General features: G+C 50.4%; 18 protein-coding genes. 11 read left to right on the top strand and 7 right to left on the bottom strand.

Annotated features, from left to right (window positions below; all coding sequences use genetic code 11):
• The first annotated feature begins 9 nt into the window (after positions 1-9).
• Entirely contained in the window at positions 10-189 is a 180-nt protein-coding gene (locus FTE26_RS11105; RefSeq protein WP_000457334.1) for a YoaH family protein, read from the top strand.
• A 119-nt stretch (positions 190-308) separates the two neighbouring features.
• Here the strand turns inward: FTE26_RS11105 and FTE26_RS11100 are convergent, their stop codons facing one another.
• Positions 309-608: a DUF1889 family protein gene (locus tag FTE26_RS11100; protein ID WP_001111992.1), complete on the bottom strand. Its 300-nt coding sequence runs from the start codon at positions 606-608 to the stop codon at positions 309-311.
• Between the two features lie 421 nt (positions 609-1,029).
• Positions 1,030-1,374 (bottom strand): RidA family protein, encoded by a 345-nt coding sequence (locus tag FTE26_RS11095; RefSeq protein ID WP_001295493.1) that lies wholly within the window; start codon positions 1,372-1,374, stop codon positions 1,030-1,032.
• Positions 1,375-1,505: 131 nt separating this feature from the next.
• Here FTE26_RS11095 and FTE26_RS11090 point away from each other — a divergent pair, with 131 nt between their 5' ends.
• From FTE26_RS11090 to rnd, 5 genes are all read left to right on the top strand, one after another.
• Entirely contained in the window at positions 1,506-3,416 is a 1,911-nt protein-coding gene (locus FTE26_RS11090) for an ATP-dependent DNA helicase (RefSeq protein ID WP_000128833.1), read from the top strand.
• Positions 3,417-3,473: 57 nt separating this feature from the next.
• Positions 3,474-4,169: a tRNA (adenosine(37)-N6)-threonylcarbamoyltransferase complex dimerization subunit type 1 TsaB gene (tsaB, locus tag FTE26_RS11085; RefSeq protein WP_001220979.1), complete on the top strand. Its 696-nt coding sequence runs from the start codon at positions 3,474-3,476 to the stop codon at positions 4,167-4,169.
• 39 nt (positions 4,170-4,208) lie between these two features.
• Positions 4,209-4,790, top strand: a complete 582-nt coding sequence (gene yeaY, locus FTE26_RS11080) for a Slp family lipoprotein YeaY (protein WP_000268230.1) — start codon at positions 4,209-4,211, stop codon at positions 4,788-4,790.
• A gap of 204 nt (positions 4,791-4,994) precedes the next feature.
• Entirely contained in the window at positions 4,995-6,680 is a 1,686-nt protein-coding gene (gene fadD, locus FTE26_RS11075) for a long-chain-fatty-acid--CoA ligase FadD (protein ID WP_000758422.1), read from the top strand.
• An 81-nt stretch (positions 6,681-6,761) separates the two neighbouring features.
• Positions 6,762-7,877, top strand: a complete 1,116-nt coding sequence (rnd, locus tag FTE26_RS11070; RefSeq protein WP_001303529.1) for a ribonuclease D — start codon at positions 6,762-6,764, stop codon at positions 7,875-7,877.
• A 53-nt stretch (positions 7,878-7,930) separates the two neighbouring features.
• Here the strand turns inward: rnd and yeaX are convergent, their stop codons facing one another.
• From yeaX to dmlA, 4 genes are all read right to left on the bottom strand, one after another.
• Positions 7,931-8,896, bottom strand: coding sequence for a carnitine monooxygenase reductase subunit YeaX (gene yeaX, locus FTE26_RS11065; protein WP_001287001.1), 966 nt, complete (start codon positions 8,894-8,896; stop codon positions 7,931-7,933).
• Between the two features lie 55 nt (positions 8,897-8,951).
• Positions 8,952-10,076, bottom strand: coding sequence for a carnitine monooxygenase, oxygenase subunit YeaW (gene yeaW / locus FTE26_RS11060; protein ID WP_000067817.1), 1,125 nt, complete (start codon positions 10,074-10,076; stop codon positions 8,952-8,954).
• 31 nt (positions 10,077-10,107) lie between these two features.
• Positions 10,108-11,718 carry a BCCT family transporter YeaV gene (yeaV, locus tag FTE26_RS11055; RefSeq protein ID WP_000987525.1) on the bottom strand — a complete coding sequence of 537 codons (1,611 nt, stop codon included), beginning with the start codon at positions 11,716-11,718 and terminating at the stop codon, positions 10,108-10,110.
• 250 nt (positions 11,719-11,968) lie between these two features.
• Positions 11,969-13,054, bottom strand: coding sequence for a multifunctional D-malate/3-isopropylmalate/tartarate dehydrogenase (gene dmlA / locus FTE26_RS11050; protein ID WP_000978484.1), 1,086 nt, complete (start codon positions 13,052-13,054; stop codon positions 11,969-11,971).
• A gap of 102 nt (positions 13,055-13,156) precedes the next feature.
• Between dmlA and dmlR the strand changes: the two genes are divergently transcribed.
• The 4 genes from dmlR (at position 13,157) to FTE26_RS11030 (ending at position 15,567) form a co-directional block, all read left to right on the top strand.
• A complete protein-coding gene (dmlR, locus tag FTE26_RS11045) occupies positions 13,157-14,080 on the top strand; it encodes a DNA-binding transcriptional regulator DmlR (protein WP_001061578.1) in 924 nt (307 codons plus the stop codon).
• Positions 14,081-14,206: 126 nt separating this feature from the next.
• Positions 14,207-14,845, top strand: a complete 639-nt coding sequence (gene leuE, locus FTE26_RS11040; RefSeq protein ID WP_000457200.1) for a leucine efflux protein LeuE — start codon at positions 14,207-14,209, stop codon at positions 14,843-14,845.
• 170 nt (positions 14,846-15,015) lie between these two features.
• Entirely contained in the window at positions 15,016-15,375 is a 360-nt protein-coding gene (yeaR, locus tag FTE26_RS11035; protein ID WP_000939317.1) for a DUF1971 domain-containing protein YeaR, read from the top strand.
• Positions 15,376-15,378: 3 nt separating this feature from the next.
• Positions 15,379-15,567, top strand: a complete 189-nt coding sequence (locus tag FTE26_RS11030) for a DUF1869 domain-containing protein (protein WP_000513743.1) — start codon at positions 15,379-15,381, stop codon at positions 15,565-15,567.
• 15 nt (positions 15,568-15,582) lie between these two features.
• Here FTE26_RS11030 and tnpA read toward each other — a convergent pair whose 3' ends face one another.
• Positions 15,583-16,014, bottom strand: a complete 432-nt coding sequence (tnpA, locus tag FTE26_RS11025; RefSeq protein ID WP_098733407.1) for an IS200/IS605 family transposase — start codon at positions 16,012-16,014, stop codon at positions 15,583-15,585.
• A 7-nt stretch (positions 16,015-16,021) separates the two neighbouring features.
• On the opposite strand from tnpA, the gene FTE26_RS11020 reads away from it, so the two are divergent.
• The coding region (locus FTE26_RS11020) for an RNA-guided endonuclease InsQ/TnpB family protein (protein ID WP_272457566.1) at positions 16,022-16,389 on the top strand (368 nt) is incomplete at its 3' end.

The following is a 16,389-nucleotide window of genomic DNA, read 5'->3' as shown; positions in this document are numbered from 1 at the left end:
GAGTTAACAATGTTTGCAGGTTTACCTTCACTCACCCATGAACAGCAGCAAAAAGCTGTCGAGCGGATCCAGGAACTGATGGCACAAGGGATGAGCAGCGGCCAGGCAATCGCGCTGGTGGCAGAAGAGCTGCGTGCCAACCACTCCGGCGAGCGAATCGTGGCGCGTTTTGAGGATGAAGACGAGTAACACACTAATCCGTATCGATTTCGTTATAGAATCCGATGATTATTTGATTGTGAGAAAAAGGACGCTTTTTATATGTGATTAAAAGCGTCCTGACCCATTTATGCTGATATAAATTAAGCTCAGACCAGTGCTTTTAGTTCTTCCTGCATATATTTTGAAAAGTATTCAGGATTTTTAATTACAGTGCGTTCACCAGACTCCATTTTTTTTGCCCATCCAACCATTTTTTCCGTGAACCCAGGGTTCCAGCCTTCCTGGTCAGCTCGCGCCGTAATATCAGCGGCACTCGCGGGTACTCCCAGTTCTTTTAAATATTTAAAGATTCCCTTCGCTGTGCTTTCATTCATCGAACTTGGTGTTGGCGCTGATACATCCATGGCACCAATGAAATCCAGGGCTTTATCTATTACAGCAGGCATATTCTTATCCTTAAAATTAACCATGTTATCGATAAGGCTATATATGACCTTAATTTGCATCTAATATCAAAGGGATTATAACGATATGGCACGAGTTAACCTGTTGACATTCAGGTGTTTTAAAGGTAGCAGCTCATGGTGTGTTATCCAGTAAGATGGAGAAAATTAACGGTCAGTCCGCACGCTATAACCAGATTGTTCAGCTAAGAAAGAAAACCAGAGGTGCTAATCGAAGGGCGAACACAACGGCATGGTTATGTTTATTTATATAGTTAACTTTATAGCTAAAATTGAAATTATAAAAATAAATAATGAATTAGCAGGAGCATCAACAGTAATATCTTAATCTCTGGTCGATTTATGTAAAACCGACCAGTATTATCGATAAATTATCGTCTGACTTATTTTGCTTCGATAAAGCTTACACCGCAGCCACAATCTTAATTTCAACTTTATACTTCGGGTTCATCAGCCCCGCTTGCACCGTGCAGCGCACCGGCGCATGACCCGCCACAACCCAGGCATCCCACGCTTTATTCATCGCCGCGAAGTCGTTTTTATCAGCCAGGAAAATGGTGGCATCCAGAATGCTCGATTTATTGCTGCCCTGTTTTTCCAGCACGGCGTCAATCTGCGCCAGCGTGTTGGCGGTTTGCTCAAAAGCATCGGCGTCGAGGTTTTCCGGTACACCAGTGTAGTAGAGCGTGTTATTGTGGATTACTACATCAGACCAGCGGGCTTCAGCATCGATACGAACGATAGTCATCATTTTGTCCTCATTATACTTCCATTTTCGTGCTGCAAAGACTGCCACAATGTGAGGTTGCCGTCACCACTTCAACTGGCGAAAGCGCCCTCATCCTGACATAATCCCTGTTCAAATCAACAGGGGGTAGTGTGACGGACGATTTTGCACCAGACGGTCAGCTGGCGAAAGCGATACCAGGCTTTAAGCCGCGAGAACCACAGCGACAGATGGCGGTAGCCGTCACCCAGGCGATAGAAAAAGGCCAGCCGCTGGTGGTGGAAGCAGGAACCGGTACGGGCAAAACCTACGCTTACCTGGCTCCTGCGCTGCGGGCGAAAAAGAAAGTCATTATCTCGACCGGCTCAAAAGCGTTGCAGGATCAGCTCTACAGCCGCGATTTGCCAACAGTCTCAAAGGCATTGAAATATACGGGCAACGTGGCGCTGCTGAAAGGGCGCTCAAACTACCTCTGCCTCGAACGTCTCGAACAGCAGGCGCTGGCGGGGGGCGATCTGCCGGTACAAATCTTAAGCGATGTGATCCTGCTGCGCTCCTGGTCTAATCAAACAGTCGATGGTGATATCAGCACCTGCGTCAGCGTGGCGGAAGATTCACAGGCGTGGCCGCTGGTTACCAGCACCAACGACAACTGTCTTGGCAGCGACTGCCCGATGTATAAAGATTGCTTTGTGGTCAAAGCACGTAAAAAAGCGATGGACGCCGATGTGGTGGTGGTAAACCATCATCTCTTTCTGGCGGATATGGTGGTTAAAGATAGTGGATTTGGCGAGTTGATCCCGGAAGCGGACGTCATGATCTTCGACGAAGCCCACCAGCTACCGGACATTGCCAGCCAGTATTTTGGTCAGTCACTCTCCAGTCGACAACTGCTCGACCTGGCAAAAGACATCACCATCGCTTACCGCACCGAATTAAAAGACACCCAGCAGTTACAAAAGTGCGCTGATCGTCTTGCCCAGAGTGCGCAGGATTTTCGTCTGCAACTCGGTGAGCCAGGTTATCGCGGTAACCTGCGTGAGCTGTTAGCTAATCCGCAAATTCAGCGGGCATTTTTACTGCTCGATGACACCCTGGAACTTTGTTATGACGTGGCGAAACTGTCACTGGGGCGTTCCGCCTTGCTGGATGCGGCATTTGAGCGCGCTACGTTGTATCGCACACGGCTGAAGCGGCTAAAAGAGATCAATCAGCCGGGCTACAGCTACTGGTACGAATGCACTTCGCGCCATTTTACTCTGGCTCTCACGCCGCTCAGCGTGGCGGATAAATTCAAAGAGTTAATGGCGCAAAAGCCTGGTAGCTGGATCTTCACCTCAGCAACGCTGTCGGTGAACGACGATCTGCATCATTTCACCTCGCGGCTTGGGATAGAACAGGCGGAGTCGTTGCTATTGCCAAGCCCGTTTGATTACAGCCGCCAGGCGTTACTCTGTGTGCCGCGCAATCTGCCGCAAACCAACCAGCCAGGTTCTGCTCGCCAGTTAGCGGCAATGCTGCGACCGATCATCGAAGCTAACAACGGTCGTTGTTTTATGCTTTGTACCTCGCACGCCATGATGCGTGATCTGGCCGAGCAGTTCCGCGCTACCATGACGCTTCCCGTTTTGTTGCAGGGGGAAACCAGCAAAGGGCAACTGTTGCAGCAATTTGTCAGCGCCGGTAACGCGCTTCTTGTGGCAACCAGTAGTTTCTGGGAAGGGGTGGACGTGCGTGGCGATACATTGTCATTGGTGATTATCGACAAGTTGCCGTTTACCTCGCCGGATGATCCACTGTTAAAAGCGCGCATGGAAGATTGTCGTTTGCGCGGTGGCGACCCGTTCGATGAAGTGCAACTACCAGATGCCGTCATTACTCTCAAACAGGGGGTAGGGCGACTGATTCGCGACGCCGACGATCGTGGCGTGCTGGTGATTTGTGACAATCGGCTGGTGATGCGTCCTTACGGCGCGACGTTTCTCGCCAGTCTGCCGCCCGCGCCACGCACTCGTGACATTGCCCGTGCGGTTCGTTTCCTTGCGATACCATCCTCCAGGTAATTTGTTACGGAGTATGGTATGATGCGCGCCTTTTTATTGATCTAAGCACGAAGACCCATGCGAATTCTGGCTATCGATACCGCGACAGAGGCCTGCTCTGTCGCCCTGTGGAACGACGGTACTGTCAACGCTCATTTTGAGCTTTGCCCTCGTGAACATACTCAACGAATCTTACCGATGGTGCAGGATATCCTGACCACCAGCGGAACTTCCCTGACTGATATTAACGCTCTGGCTTACGGGCGCGGCCCCGGTAGCTTTACCGGCGTGCGCATTGGTATTGGCATTGCGCAAGGGCTGGCACTTGGCGCAGAGCTACCGATGATTGGCGTCTCCACGCTAATGACGATGGCGCAAGGGGCGTGGCGCAAAAACGGCGCAACCCGCGTGCTGGCAGCCATTGACGCGCGAATGGGCGAAGTTTACTGGGCCGAATATCAGCGTGATGAAAACGGTATCTGGCACGGTGAAGAAACCGAAGCCGTACTCAAACCCGAACTCGTTCATGAACGAATGCAACAGCTTTCCGGCGAATGGGTAACGGTAGGGACGGGCTGGCAAGCCTGGCCGGATCTCGGTAAAGAGAGCGGGCTGGTTTTGCGCGACGGAGAAGTGTTACTGCCCGCTGCAGAAGATATGCTGCCGATTGCTTGTCAGATATTTGCCGAGGGTAAAACGGTGGCGGTGGAACATGCCGAGCCGGTTTATTTGCGTAACAACGTCGCATGGAAGAAACTTCCGGGCAAAGAATGAATCTTAAGAGTATGCCCTGAGAAAAAAAGGAGTCGCATCATGGCGGTTCATAAGAATGTTATCAAAGGCATACTGGCAGGTACGTTTGCGCTAATGCTGAGCGGTTGTGTCACTGTGCCGGACGCCATTAAAGGCAGCAGTCCCACGCCGCAACAAGATTTAGTTCGGGTGATGAGTGCGCCGCAGCTGTACGTTGGTCAGGAGGCACGCTTTGGTGGCAAAGTGGTTGCGGTACAAAACCAGCAAGGGAAAACCCGCCTGGAAATTGCTACCGTACCGCTGGACAGCGGAGCCAGACCGACGCTGGGAGAACCTTCTCGCGGTCGCATTTATGCCGATGTGAACGGTTTTCTGGACCCGGTGGATTTCCGTGGACAACTGGTTACGGTAGTCGGGCCAATCACTGGTGCGGTTGACGGCAAAATCGGCAATACGCCCTATAAATTTATGGTGATGCAAGTAACGGGTTACAAACGTTGGCATTTAACCCAGCAGGTGATTATGCCGCCTCAGCCGATTGATCCATGGTTTTATGGCGGTCGTGGCTGGCCCTATGGCTACGGCGGATGGGGCTGGTATAATCCCGGCCCCGCGAGAGTACAAACAGTTGTAACTGAATAATTGCTTGTTTTTAAAGAAAAAGAAACAGCGGCTGGTCCGCTGTTTCTGCATTCTTACGGTAAAGATAAAAATAAATAGTGACGCGCTTCGCAACCTTTTCGTTGGGTAATTATCAAGCTGGTATGATGAGTTAATATTATGTTAACGGCATGTATATCATTTGGGGTTGCGATGACGACGAACACGCATTTTAGAGGTGAAGAATTGAAGAAGGTTTGGCTTAACCGTTATCCCGCGGACGTTCCGACGGAGATCAACCCTGACCGTTATCAATCTCTGGTAGATATGTTTGAGCAGTCGGTCGCGCGCTACGCCGATCAGCCTGCGTTTGTGAATATGGGGGAGGTAATGACCTTCCGCAAGCTGGAAGAACGCAGTCGCGCGTTTGCCGCTTATTTGCAACAAGGGTTGGGGCTGAAGAAAGGCGATCGCGTTGCGTTGATGATGCCTAATTTATTGCAATATCCGGTGGCGCTGTTTGGCATTTTGCGTGCCGGGATGATCGTCGTAAACGTTAACCCGTTGTATACCCCGCGTGAGCTTGAGCATCAGCTTAACGATAGCGGCGCATCGGCGATTGTTATCGTGTCTAACTTTGCTCACACACTGGAAAAAGTGGTTGATAAAACCGCCGTTCAGCACGTAATTCTGACCCGTATGGGCGATCAGCTATCTACGGCAAAAGGCACGGTAGTCAATTTCGTTGTTAAATACATCAAGCGTTTGGTGCCGAAATACCATCTGCCAGATGCCATTTCATTTCGTAGCGCACTGCATAACGGCTACCGGATGCAGTACGTCAAACCCGAACTGGTGCCGGAAGATTTAGCCTTCCTGCAATACACCGGCGGCACCACAGGTGTGGCGAAAGGCGCGATGCTGACTCACCGCAATATGCTGGCGAACCTGGAACAGGTCAACGCCACCTATGGGCCGTTGCTGCATCCAGGTAAAGAACTGGTAGTAACGGCACTGCCGCTGTATCACATTTTTGCCCTGACCATTAACTGCCTGCTGTTTATCGAACTGGGTGGGCAGAACCTGCTTATCACTAACCCGCGTGATATTCCAGGGTTGGTAAAAGAGTTAGCGAAATATCCGTTTACCGCTATCACTGGCGTTAACACCTTGTTCAATGCGTTGCTGAACAATAAAGAGTTCCAGCAGCTGGATTTCTCCAGTCTGCATCTTTCCGCAGGCGGTGGGATGCCAGTGCAGCAAGTGGTGGCAGAGCGTTGGGTGAAACTGACCGGACAGTATCTGCTGGAAGGCTATGGCCTTACCGAGTGTGCGCCGCTGGTCAGCGTTAACCCATATGATATTGATTATCATAGTGGTAGCATCGGTTTGCCGGTGCCGTCGACGGAAGCCAAACTGGTGGATGATGATGATAATGAAGTACCACCAGGTCAACCGGGTGAGCTTTGTGTCAAAGGACCGCAGGTGATGCTGGGTTACTGGCAGCGTCCCGATGCTACCGATGAAATCATCAAAAATGGCTGGTTACACACCGGCGACATCGCGGTAATGGATGAAGAAGGATTCCTGCGCATTGTCGATCGTAAAAAAGACATGATTCTGGTTTCCGGTTTTAACGTCTATCCCAACGAGATTGAAGATGTCGTCATGCAGCATCCTGGCGTACAGGAAGTCGCGGCTGTTGGCGTACCTTCCGGCTCCAGTGGTGAAGCGGTGAAAATCTTCGTAGTGAAAAAAGATCCATCGCTTACCGAAGAGTCACTGGTGACTTTTTGCCGCCGTCAGCTCACGGGATACAAAGTACCGAAGCTGGTGGAGTTTCGTGATGAGTTACCGAAATCTAACGTCGGAAAAATTTTGCGACGAGAATTACGTGACGAAGCGCGCGGCAAAGTGGACAATAAAGCCTGAGCGTTAAGTCAGTCGTCAGACGCCGGTTAATCCGGCGTTTTTTTTGACGCCCACTAAAGAGAAAACAATTTGAATTACCAAATGATTACCACGGACGATGCGCTGGCTTCTTTGTGTGAAGCCGTCCGTGCCTTTCCGGCGATAGCCCTGGATACTGAATTTGTTCGTACGCGCACTTATTACCCGCAGCTGGGGTTGATTCAACTTTTCGATGGCGAGCATCTGGCGCTAATCGATCCACTCGGGATCACCGACTGGTCACCGCTGAAAGCGATCCTGCGCGATCCGTCCATCACAAAATTTCTCCATGCAGGCAGTGAAGATCTGGAAGTGTTCCTCAATGTCTTTGGCGAATTACCACAACCCTTGATTGACACGCAAATCCTTGCTGCCTTCTGCGGACGCCCGATGTCATGGGGTTTCGCTTCCATGGTGGAAGAGTATTCCGGCGTTACGCTGGACAAGAGTGAATCGCGCACCGACTGGCTGGCCAGACCGCTGACCGAACGTCAGTGTGAATACGCAGCGGCGGATGTCTGGTATCTGTTACCGATCACCGCCAAGCTTATGGTAGAAACGGAGGCCTCCGGCTGGCTACCTGCGGCGCTGGATGAATGCCGCCTGATGCAAATGCGTCGTCAGGAAGTCGTTGCGCCGGAAGATGCCTGGCGTGATATCACCAATGCCTGGCAATTACGCACACGCCAACTGGCCTGTCTGCAACTGTTAGCCGACTGGCGACTGCGCAAGGCGCGAGAGCGTGATCTGGCGGTGAACTTTGTCGTGCGTGAAGAGCATTTGTGGTCGGTAGCGCGTTATATGCCGGGAAGTTTAGGCGAACTGGACAGCCTGGGTTTATCCGGTAGCGAAATCCGCTTTCACGGTAAAACGCTGCTGGCGCTGGTGGAAAAAGCGCAGACATTGCCGGAAGAGGCCTTACCGCAGCCGATGCTTAACCTGATGGACATGCCGGGTTATCGTAAAGCGTTTAAAGCGATTAAGTCGCTGATTACTGACGTGAGCGAAACGCATAAGATCAGCGCCGAATTGCTGGCATCGCGTCGGCAAATCAACCAACTGCTGAACTGGCACTGGAAACTGAAACCGCAGAACAATTTGCCGGAGCTGATTTCCGGCTGGCGTGGTGAGCTGATGGCGGAAGCATTACACAATTTATTGCAGGAATATCCGCAGTAAAATCTTCCGAAGCCGGACTGGGCGCGCTCAGCGCCACATCCGGCTTCGGCAAACTACAAATCCAACACCAGGCGTTTACCCTTCGCACGCGAACAACAGATCAACATACTTTGCTGGCTGGCACGCTCTTCATCGCTAAAATATTGATCCCGATGGTCAGCTTCACCTTCCAGTATTGCTGTTTCGCAGGTTCCGCATACCCCTTCACGACATAAACATTCCACTTTCGCGGCTTTATTATTTTCAATAACCTGCAAAATAGTCATCTCTTCCGGCACCACAAACTCTTTTCCGGAACGGGCAAGCACCAGGGTAAATGCATCGCCGGTTTTGTCTTCGATAGCAAATTGCTCAAAGTGCAGCGTATCGGCGGCGATGTCCAGACGCGCAGCTTCACTTCTTACCGCTTCAATTAGCGCCTCGGGGCCACAGGTATAAACGTGTGTGCCAGGTTCGATATCCGCCAATAATCGCGCTAATTCCAGTCGTGTTCCGGTTGATGAATGATGCAAATGGACTTTCTCAGCCTGCGGATGCTGGACTAGCTCATCACGAAATGCGCAACTTTCTGGATTTCGCGAGCAGTAATGTAGCTGCCAGTCGACGTCGCTGTGTTGCAGCTCTGCCATGTGCGACAGGAAAGGGGTGATACCAATACCGCCCGCGATAAACAGATGCTTTCTGGCTGAGGGAATTAGCGCAAACAGGTTATTAGGCGTTGAAATCGTTAACCGATCGCCCACTTTTACCTGCTGATGCAAAAAGCGGGAACCGCCGCGCGAGTTTTCCTCCAGCCGAACGGCAATCTGATAACAAGAGGTGTCATGCGGCGAACTCAGTAGTGAATACGCATTGCTGTACTGGTTATCACCATCGCTCATCTGCACAATGATGTGACTTCCTCCGGTGAACGCAGGCAGCGGTTTGCCATCGGTTGCCACCAGCGTGAAGCGTTTCACCTGTTCGGTAAGCGGTTCCACCTGACTCACCTGTACTTCAAACATTTGATAGTCTGACATTGCTGTACTCCATCAAAAATCAGCCCAGCGGCGGAAAATACCGCCGCCGATGTCATTAGTCCTTAAACACCTGCGCCAGCAGATTATGGAAATGGGCGATACCATGTTCGGAAATGCCACTACCGCTACTGTCGGCCATGATGCGCCCCTGACCACGATAGCCACGCGATTTCAGCCCTTTCTGTACGCTTTCAACCAGACGTAAATCTTCCGGACGGAACACATCGCGATACCACTCAATCAGCGATTTTTGCTCGTCGGTTAACTCTTCATTGGTGAAGTAAATATCGTAGTTTTGCAGGGTAGTTTCAGAATCCACCGGGAATTCATAAATGACCGTCATCATCCCTTTGATCGGGGTGACGTTCAGCATCGTGCACGGCCACAGCCAGAAACCGTGGAATGCCGCATCCGTACCCTCTTCAAATTTAAACGACTGTTCGGACGGTTTGGCGAAACCGTATTGCAGCGTCCAGTTACCGTGTATGGTGTGCCAGTAACGATCAACCTGTACGGAGTCGGAGAAACCTGGATGCGCCGGACCACAGTGATAGCACTCGAGATAGTTATCGACAATGTTCTTCCAGTTGGCAGGCGTGCGGGTGGTAAAGCGGGCCGCCAGTTTCAGATCGTGGACTTCCGGGCAGGCTTCCAGCACTTTCGCGCCCAGACCGGGTAACTGATCTTCTACGCTGGTGGCGTTGGGGTCCATGTTGATGAAGACGAATCCGGCATATTCTTCCAGACGCACCGGAACCAGTTGCGCTTTGTCGCTATCGAAATTGGCGACGTTTTCGCAGTTACGTGCATGGGCCAGATTGCCATCGAGTTTGAATGCCCATGCGTGATACGGGCAGGTAATCACATTTTTTGCTTTTCCTTCACCGCTCAACAACTGATGACCACGGTGCGGACACACGTTATAGAACGCGCGCAAAACCTTATCACGACCGCGTACCAGCACGATGCTTTCGCCAATGATCTCACGCGTCACATAATCATTGGCATTCGCCAGTTCGCTGCTGTGAGCGACGCAAATCCAGCTTTTGGCGAAGACGTTCTCTTTTTCGTGTTCAAACGCGTTCTGATCGGTATAAAAACGGGCAGGAATGGTCCACGCCTCTTGCGGGTTAGCGCAAAAATTTTCGGGTAGTACAAAGTCAGGGCTCAGATTGCTCATAGGGATACCTTTATCGTTAGGATGATGGCGCTCAGTTGTCGCCTTTGAATACGGTTCCCGCAGGGAGCACTGGCGTTTTTTCCAGGGCTTCAACCGGTGTCTGCGGGAGATAATGTTCAACTTGATGAGCCGGAATGTCGGCGTAATCCTGTTTCAGCCAGCGAATAAATCCGCCGACTTTCACCAGTAAAATGACGAGGAAGGGAAGGGCTGTGAGCACGACGGTGGTTTTCATCGTTTCCAGCGAAGCACCGGTAAACAAGATGGAAAGCGGGATCAGAGTGATCACCACGCACCAGAAAAGACGCAGCCCACGGTCAGGATCGTCACCTTCCTGGAGATTACGCGTACTGGTCGCAGCCATGGTGTAGGCCACCGCATCCATATGCGAGGCAAGGAAAATAATCATCACACCCAGGTATGCGGCGAGGAACAATTTACCGGCTGGCAACGACATCAGAACTTGCTGCACAGCTGTTTCGCCGCCCAGTGTTTCCAGCACCTGTGGGACGTTGATTACGCCATTGATAAACTGATGAATGGCATAGCTTTCCATTACGCCAAAGAAGAACCAGCAACCGACGGTGCTGCCGAGGATCAGTCCCCAGATAACTTCTTTAATCTTACGACCGCGGGAAACGCGGGTGACAAACATTGCTACGCCAGGGGTGTATGAGATCCACCACAGCCAGTAGAAAACGGTCCAGTTGCGGGTAAATGAACCATCGCCAAGCGGATCGGTGAATAAGCTCATTTGCAGGAAGTTTTGCGTGGTCAGACCGATGGCATTGATGATGCTGTTGGTAATAAATTCGGTTGGGCCGACAATCAGCACCAGTAATGGCAGCAGGAACGCGCCCCAGCCAACCATTTTGCTCAGACGTTGCAAACCGTTGTTGATACCAATCCACGAGCTTAGGCAAAAAATGCCGCCGGAAAGCAGGATCACAAATGCCTGCACGGTGAAGTTATCGGGTAAACCGGTCAGCGCGGAAAGTCCACGAGTAAAGGTTGCTGCGGTGACAACAAGGGAAATAGTCAGTGCGCCGACAGTGGCGATCAGGAACATCAAATCAACCAGTTTTCCCCATGGGCCTTGCGGGCGAACGCCGGTAATCGCGGCAATAATGCCGGAAAGACTCAGACCTTTGTTTTTACGCACATGAAAGTGATAAGCCATGATTAATGAGGCCAGCGTATAAGTTGCCCAGGCGCTGATGCCCCAGTGGAAGAAGGAGTAAGGGACGCTAAATTCGAGTGCCTGTTGTGAACGCGGTGCGATATTTAATCCAGGCGTTTGATAATAATAGGCCCATTCAGCAACCCCCCAATAAAGCGTAGAAGAACCTAAACCGGCACAAATAAACATAAACAGCCAGGAGAGCGTGCTGTATTCCGGTTTTCCTTCGCCAAGACGAATATTGCCGTATTTACTGGTGGCTAAATAAATCACCAGTCCCATTGCCAGCAAAACCAATACCTGTACGGCGGAACCTAACGTACGCGTAACAAAAGTGTATATTGCGTTGGCCGCGTCGGCCGATTGTTGTGGGAAAAGGCTTAATGCAGCTGCGATGAAAAGAATGGCCACCAGGCTGATGCTTATCAGCGGCACATCTTTTTTCTTAACATTGCTCATCATGAGTCATCTCCTGGGCATAAAAGCCCGTCTCTGGCTTTTGCCAGTTGTAATTATTTGCAGGGTAATGAGTTGTATGTTGTGTTTAACAAATTGATTATTTTCATGTTACATAAATTAAACAATTAAGAATACGGAAAGCCATAAAACACGAAACGGAAACAATAAAAGGTGAAATGACGCAGGTTATTTACTGCAAAGAACGAATAAAAAAACCGCGTCAGTGACGCGGTTCAAATAAACTGGTTTGACCTTAACGCAAAATAATCTTGCAAATCGCGTCGGCAACCTGTGGCGTGGTGGCATTGCCTTTCATATCAGGTGTTTTCGGCCCGTGAGCAATCACTTCTTCAATTGCTGCCAGAATACCGTTATGCGCTTGCTGGAAACGCTCATCGCCATTGCCGAGAAAATCGAGCATCATTGCACCGGCCCAAATCGTGGCGATAGGGTTAGCAATGTTTTTCCCGTAGATATCCGGCGCGGAACCGTGGACTGGCTCGAAGAGCGACGGGAAAGTGCGTTCCGGATTCAGGTTGGCGGATGGGGCAATGCCAATGGTGCCGGTGCAGGCCGGGCCAAGATCGGAAAGGATATCGCCAAATAAATTGGACGCCACCACCACATCGAAGCGTTCCGGCTGCATCACAAAACGCGCGCAGAGAATATCAATATGCTGCTTGTCCCAGCGGATCTCCGGGTAATTCTCGGCCATTGCTTCCACTCGCTCATCCCAGTACGGCATGCTGATGGCTAAACCGTTTGATTTAGTGGCAGAAGTTAGCGTCTTACGTGGGCGGCTTTGCGCAAGTTCGAAGGCATAACGCAAAATGCGATCGACACCACGACGCGTAAATACCGATTCCTGAATGACGACTTCATGCTCTGTACCTTCATTCACTCTACAGCCGAGCGAGGAATATTCGCCTTCGGTGTTTTCCCTGACCACGTAAAAATCGATGTCGCCAGGCTGTTTTCCCGCCAGCGGGCAGGGAACGCCAGGAAAGAGACGAACCGGGCGCAGGTTGACGTACTGGTCGAATTCACGACGAAATTTCAGCAGCGAACCCCACAACGAAATATGGTCAGGAACGGTGTCCGGCCAGCCGACGGCACCAAAATAGATGGCGTCGAAACGGCTAAGTTGCTCATGCCAGTCGTCCGGCATCATTTTACCGTGATGGCTGTAATACTCGCAGCTCGCCCACTCCATTTGCTCAAAACTCAAGGCGAAGCCCCAGCGCTCAGCGGCAGCCTGTAACACGCGAATCCCTTCAGGAAGGACTTCTTTGCCAATCCCGTCTCCCGGGATCGCAGCAATACGCATTGTTTTCATCATTGGGTTCTCACTTCCTGACCATCAAAATTGACAACATCACCATCCTATAATTGACTGAAAAGGAATTAATCCCCGTAACTGGTGAAACATAAAACACGAATCATGAATAATTTACCGCTGCTGAATGATTTGCGCGTCTTTATGCTGGTGGCTCGTCGGGCTGGTTTTGCCGCCGTGGCGGAAGAACTGGGCGTTTCACCGGCGTTCGTCAGCAAGCGCATCGCCTTGCTGGAGCAAACGCTAAACGTGGTGTTGTTACACCGCACCACCCGCCGCGTCACCATTACCGAAGAAGGAGAGCGGATTTATGAATGGGCGCAGCGGATTTTGCAGGATGTCGGTCAGATGATGGACGAACTTTCTGACGTGCGTCAGGTGCCGCAGGGGATGCTGCGTATTATCAGCAGCTTTGGTTTTGGACGACAGGTGGTGGCTCCGGCGTTATCAGCGCTGGCTAAGGCGTATCCGCAACTGGAATTACGTTTTGATGTGGAAGACCGGTTGGTCGATTTGGTCAATGAAGGTGTTGATCTCGATATTCGCATTGGCGATGACATCGCCCCTAATTTAATCGCCCGCAAACTGGCGACTAATTACCGCATTCTCTGCGCGTCGCCGGAATTTATTGCGCAACATGGCGCGCCGAAACATTTAACCGATCTTTCCGCATTGCCGTGCCTGGTCATTAAAGAGCGCGATCATCCTTTTGGTGTCTGGCAATTACGCAATAAAGAAGGCCACCATGCGATTAAAGTCACCGGCCCACTGTCGTCTAATCATGGAGAAATTGTCCATCAGTGGTGTCTCGATGGGCAGGGGATTGCTCTGCGCTCCTGGTGGGATGTTAGCGAAAACATTGCCAGTGGTCATTTAGTGCAAGTGCTACCGGAATATTACCAGCCAGCGAACGTCTGGGCCGTTTATGTTTCAAGGCTGGCGACGTCAGCGAAAGTGCGGATAACGGTAGAATTTTTACGCCAGTATTTTGCCGAGCACTACCCGAATTTTTCACTGGAGCATGCCTGATTAATTATTCAATTATCGGGTTGATATCGGGTTAAAACCTGATTTTCTCCTTTCTAAGCCGCTACAGATTGGTTAGCATATTCACCTTTAATCGCGCATGATCGAAAGATAATTAAAGAGGTTAATGTGTTCGCTGAATACGGGGTTCTGAATTACTGGACCTATCTGGTTGGGGCCATTTTTATTGTGTTGGTGCCAGGGCCAAATACCCTGTTTGTACTCAAAAATAGCGTCAGTAGCGGTATGAAAGGCGGTTATCTTGCGGCCTGCGGTGTATTTATTGGCGATGCGGTATTGATGTTTCTGGCATGGGCTGGAGTGGCGACATTAATTAAGACCACCCCGATATTATTCAACATTATACGTTATCTTGGTGCGTTTTATTTGCTCTATCTGGGGAGTAAAATTCTCTACGCGACCCTGAAGGGTAAAAATAACGAGGCCAAATCCGATGAGCCCCAATACGGTGCTATTTTTAAACGCGCGTTAATTTTGAGCCTGACTAATCCGAAAGCCATTTTGTTCTATGTGTCGTTTTTCGTACAGTTTATCGATGTTAATGCCCCACATACGGGAATTTCATTCTTTATTCTGGCGACGACGCTGGAACTGGTGAGTTTCTGCTATTTGAGCTTCCTGATTATTTCTGGTGCTTTTGTCACGCAGTACATACGTACCAAAAAGAAACTGACTAAAGTGGGCAACTCACTGATTGGTTTGATGTTCGTGGGTTTCGCTGCCCGACTGGCGACGCTGCAATCCTGATACATTCAGCCCGCGTTGTCGCGGGCTTCCCACTTGTAATCCTCCCTGATTCTTCTCTGATATGATGCTAAAAAATAACCAATAAATGGTATTTAAAATGCAAATTATCAGGCGTACTCTGAAACGGCTGGAATACCGTTTTCAGCGCATTCAACGAAGGAGGGAAAAAGATGCTGCAAATCCCACAGAATTATATTCATACGCGCTCAACGCCTTTCTGGAATAAACAAACTGCGCCTGCCGGAATATTCGAACGTCATCTTGATAAAGGAACGCGCCCGGGGGTTTACCCACGCCTTTCCGTTATGCATGGGGCGGTCAAATATCTCGGCTACGCTGATGAACACAGTGCAGAGCCTGATCAGGTGATCCTTATCGAAGCGGGGCAGTTTGCGGTGTTCCCTCCAGAAAAGTGGCACAACATTGAAGCCATGACTGACGATACTTATTTCAACATTGACTTCTTCGTGGCTCCTGAAGTCCTGATGGAAGGTGCGCAACAACGGAAAGTCATTCATAACGGGAAATGAATCATGGGCAAAGCAACGTATACCGTGACCGTCACCAATAACAGCAATGGCGTTTCTGTCGATTATGAAACAGAGACGCCGATGACTTTGCTGGTGCCAGAAGTGGCGGCTGAAGTGATAAAAGATCTGGTGAATACCGTGCGTTCTTATCCGGTGCGCCGTAAAACCCCGTCCTTCAGGGCGGGGATATAAGGCGCGGTTTTCCACCTAACCAGGTGTTTGCTGTTGTTCAATGTATTGGCGGATGACGGATATTGGCGCACCTCCGCAGCTATTGGCAAAATAGCCAGGACTCCACAAAACGCCTTTGTAGTAATACCTGACTGCAATATCTGGTCGATCTCGTCGCAGTAACCTACCCGATACGCCTTTGAGGCTGTTTACCAGACTGGATATCGCCAGTTTGGGAGGATAGTTAATTAACAAATGGACGTGATCTGGTTCGCCATCCATTTCAACAAGTTCAGCTTCAAAATCAGCACATACATTTGAAAAGTAAGCGCGTAGTTTTTCTGTCGCGTCATGGTCAAAAATCTGACGTCTGTATCTGGTGACAAAGACCAGGTGAACATGCATCAGGAAAACACAATGCCTTCCACGCCGGATATCGGTTTCTTTTTTCACAGACCAAAGTATCATTTGGCCTGTGAAACGACTACAGGCATTTAAATTCCAGTTAAGACCAGGTGATCAACAGGAGTGTGAAATGAGGCGCTTCGCAGGCGCATGTCGTTTCGTTTTCAATCGTGCTCTGGCGCTTCAGAATGAGAATCATGAGGCCGGTAATAAATACATCCCTTACGGGAAAATGGCTTCCTGGCTGGTTGAGTGGAAAAATGCCACTGAAACGCAATGGCTTAAAGATTCTCCCTCACAGCCATTGCAACAGTCACTGAAAGACCTTGAGCGGGCTTACAAAAACTTCTTCCGGAAGCGGGCTGCTTTTCCCCGATTCAAAAAGCGGGGACAGAATGATGCATTCCGCTACCCGCAGGGCGTTAAGCTCGATCAGGA

This window comes from Escherichia sp. S10b (assembly GCF_028421345.1).
Taxonomy (GTDB): domain Bacteria; phylum Pseudomonadota; class Gammaproteobacteria; order Enterobacterales; family Enterobacteriaceae; genus ECMA0423.
This window is presented reverse-complemented; position numbering and strand designations above follow the sequence as displayed.

What these genes read in the sequence shown, in the direction of transcription:
- yeaX (WP_001287001.1), bottom strand. Translation starts at nt 8,896, where the DNA reads ATGTCAGACTATCAAATGTTTGAAGTACAGGTGAGTCAGGTGGAACCG.
- dmlR (WP_001061578.1), top strand. Translation starts at nt 13,157, where the DNA reads ATGAATAATTTACCGCTGCTGAATGATTTGCGCGTCTTTATGCTGGTG.
- yeaR (WP_000939317.1), top strand. Translation starts at nt 15,016, where the DNA reads ATGCTGCAAATCCCACAGAATTATATTCATACGCGCTCAACGCCTTTC.
- rnd (WP_001303529.1), top strand. Translation starts at nt 6,762, where the DNA reads ATGATTACCACGGACGATGCGCTGGCTTCTTTGTGTGAAGCCGTCCGT.
- yeaY (WP_000268230.1), top strand. Translation starts at nt 4,209, where the DNA reads ATGGCGGTTCATAAGAATGTTATCAAAGGCATACTGGCAGGTACGTTT.
- yeaV (WP_000987525.1), bottom strand. Translation starts at nt 11,718, where the DNA reads ATGATGAGCAATGTTAAGAAAAAAGATGTGCCGCTGATAAGCATCAGC.
- yeaW (WP_000067817.1), bottom strand. Translation starts at nt 10,076, where the DNA reads ATGAGCAATCTGAGCCCTGACTTTGTACTACCCGAAAATTTTTGCGCT.
- FTE26_RS11095 (WP_001295493.1), bottom strand. Translation starts at nt 1,374, where the DNA reads ATGACTATCGTTCGTATCGATGCTGAAGCCCGCTGGTCTGATGTAGTA.
- tsaB (WP_001220979.1), top strand. Translation starts at nt 3,474, where the DNA reads ATGCGAATTCTGGCTATCGATACCGCGACAGAGGCCTGCTCTGTCGCC.
- dmlA (WP_000978484.1), bottom strand. Translation starts at nt 13,054, where the DNA reads ATGATGAAAACAATGCGTATTGCTGCGATCCCGGGAGACGGGATTGGC.
- FTE26_RS11030 (WP_000513743.1), top strand. Translation starts at nt 15,379, where the DNA reads ATGGGCAAAGCAACGTATACCGTGACCGTCACCAATAACAGCAATGGC.
- FTE26_RS11105 (WP_000457334.1), top strand. Translation starts at nt 10, where the DNA reads ATGTTTGCAGGTTTACCTTCACTCACCCATGAACAGCAGCAAAAAGCT.
- FTE26_RS11100 (WP_001111992.1), bottom strand. Translation starts at nt 608, where the DNA reads ATGCCTGCTGTAATAGATAAAGCCCTGGATTTCATTGGTGCCATGGAT.
- tnpA (WP_098733407.1), bottom strand. Translation starts at nt 16,014, where the DNA reads ATGATACTTTGGTCTGTGAAAAAAGAAACCGATATCCGGCGTGGAAGG.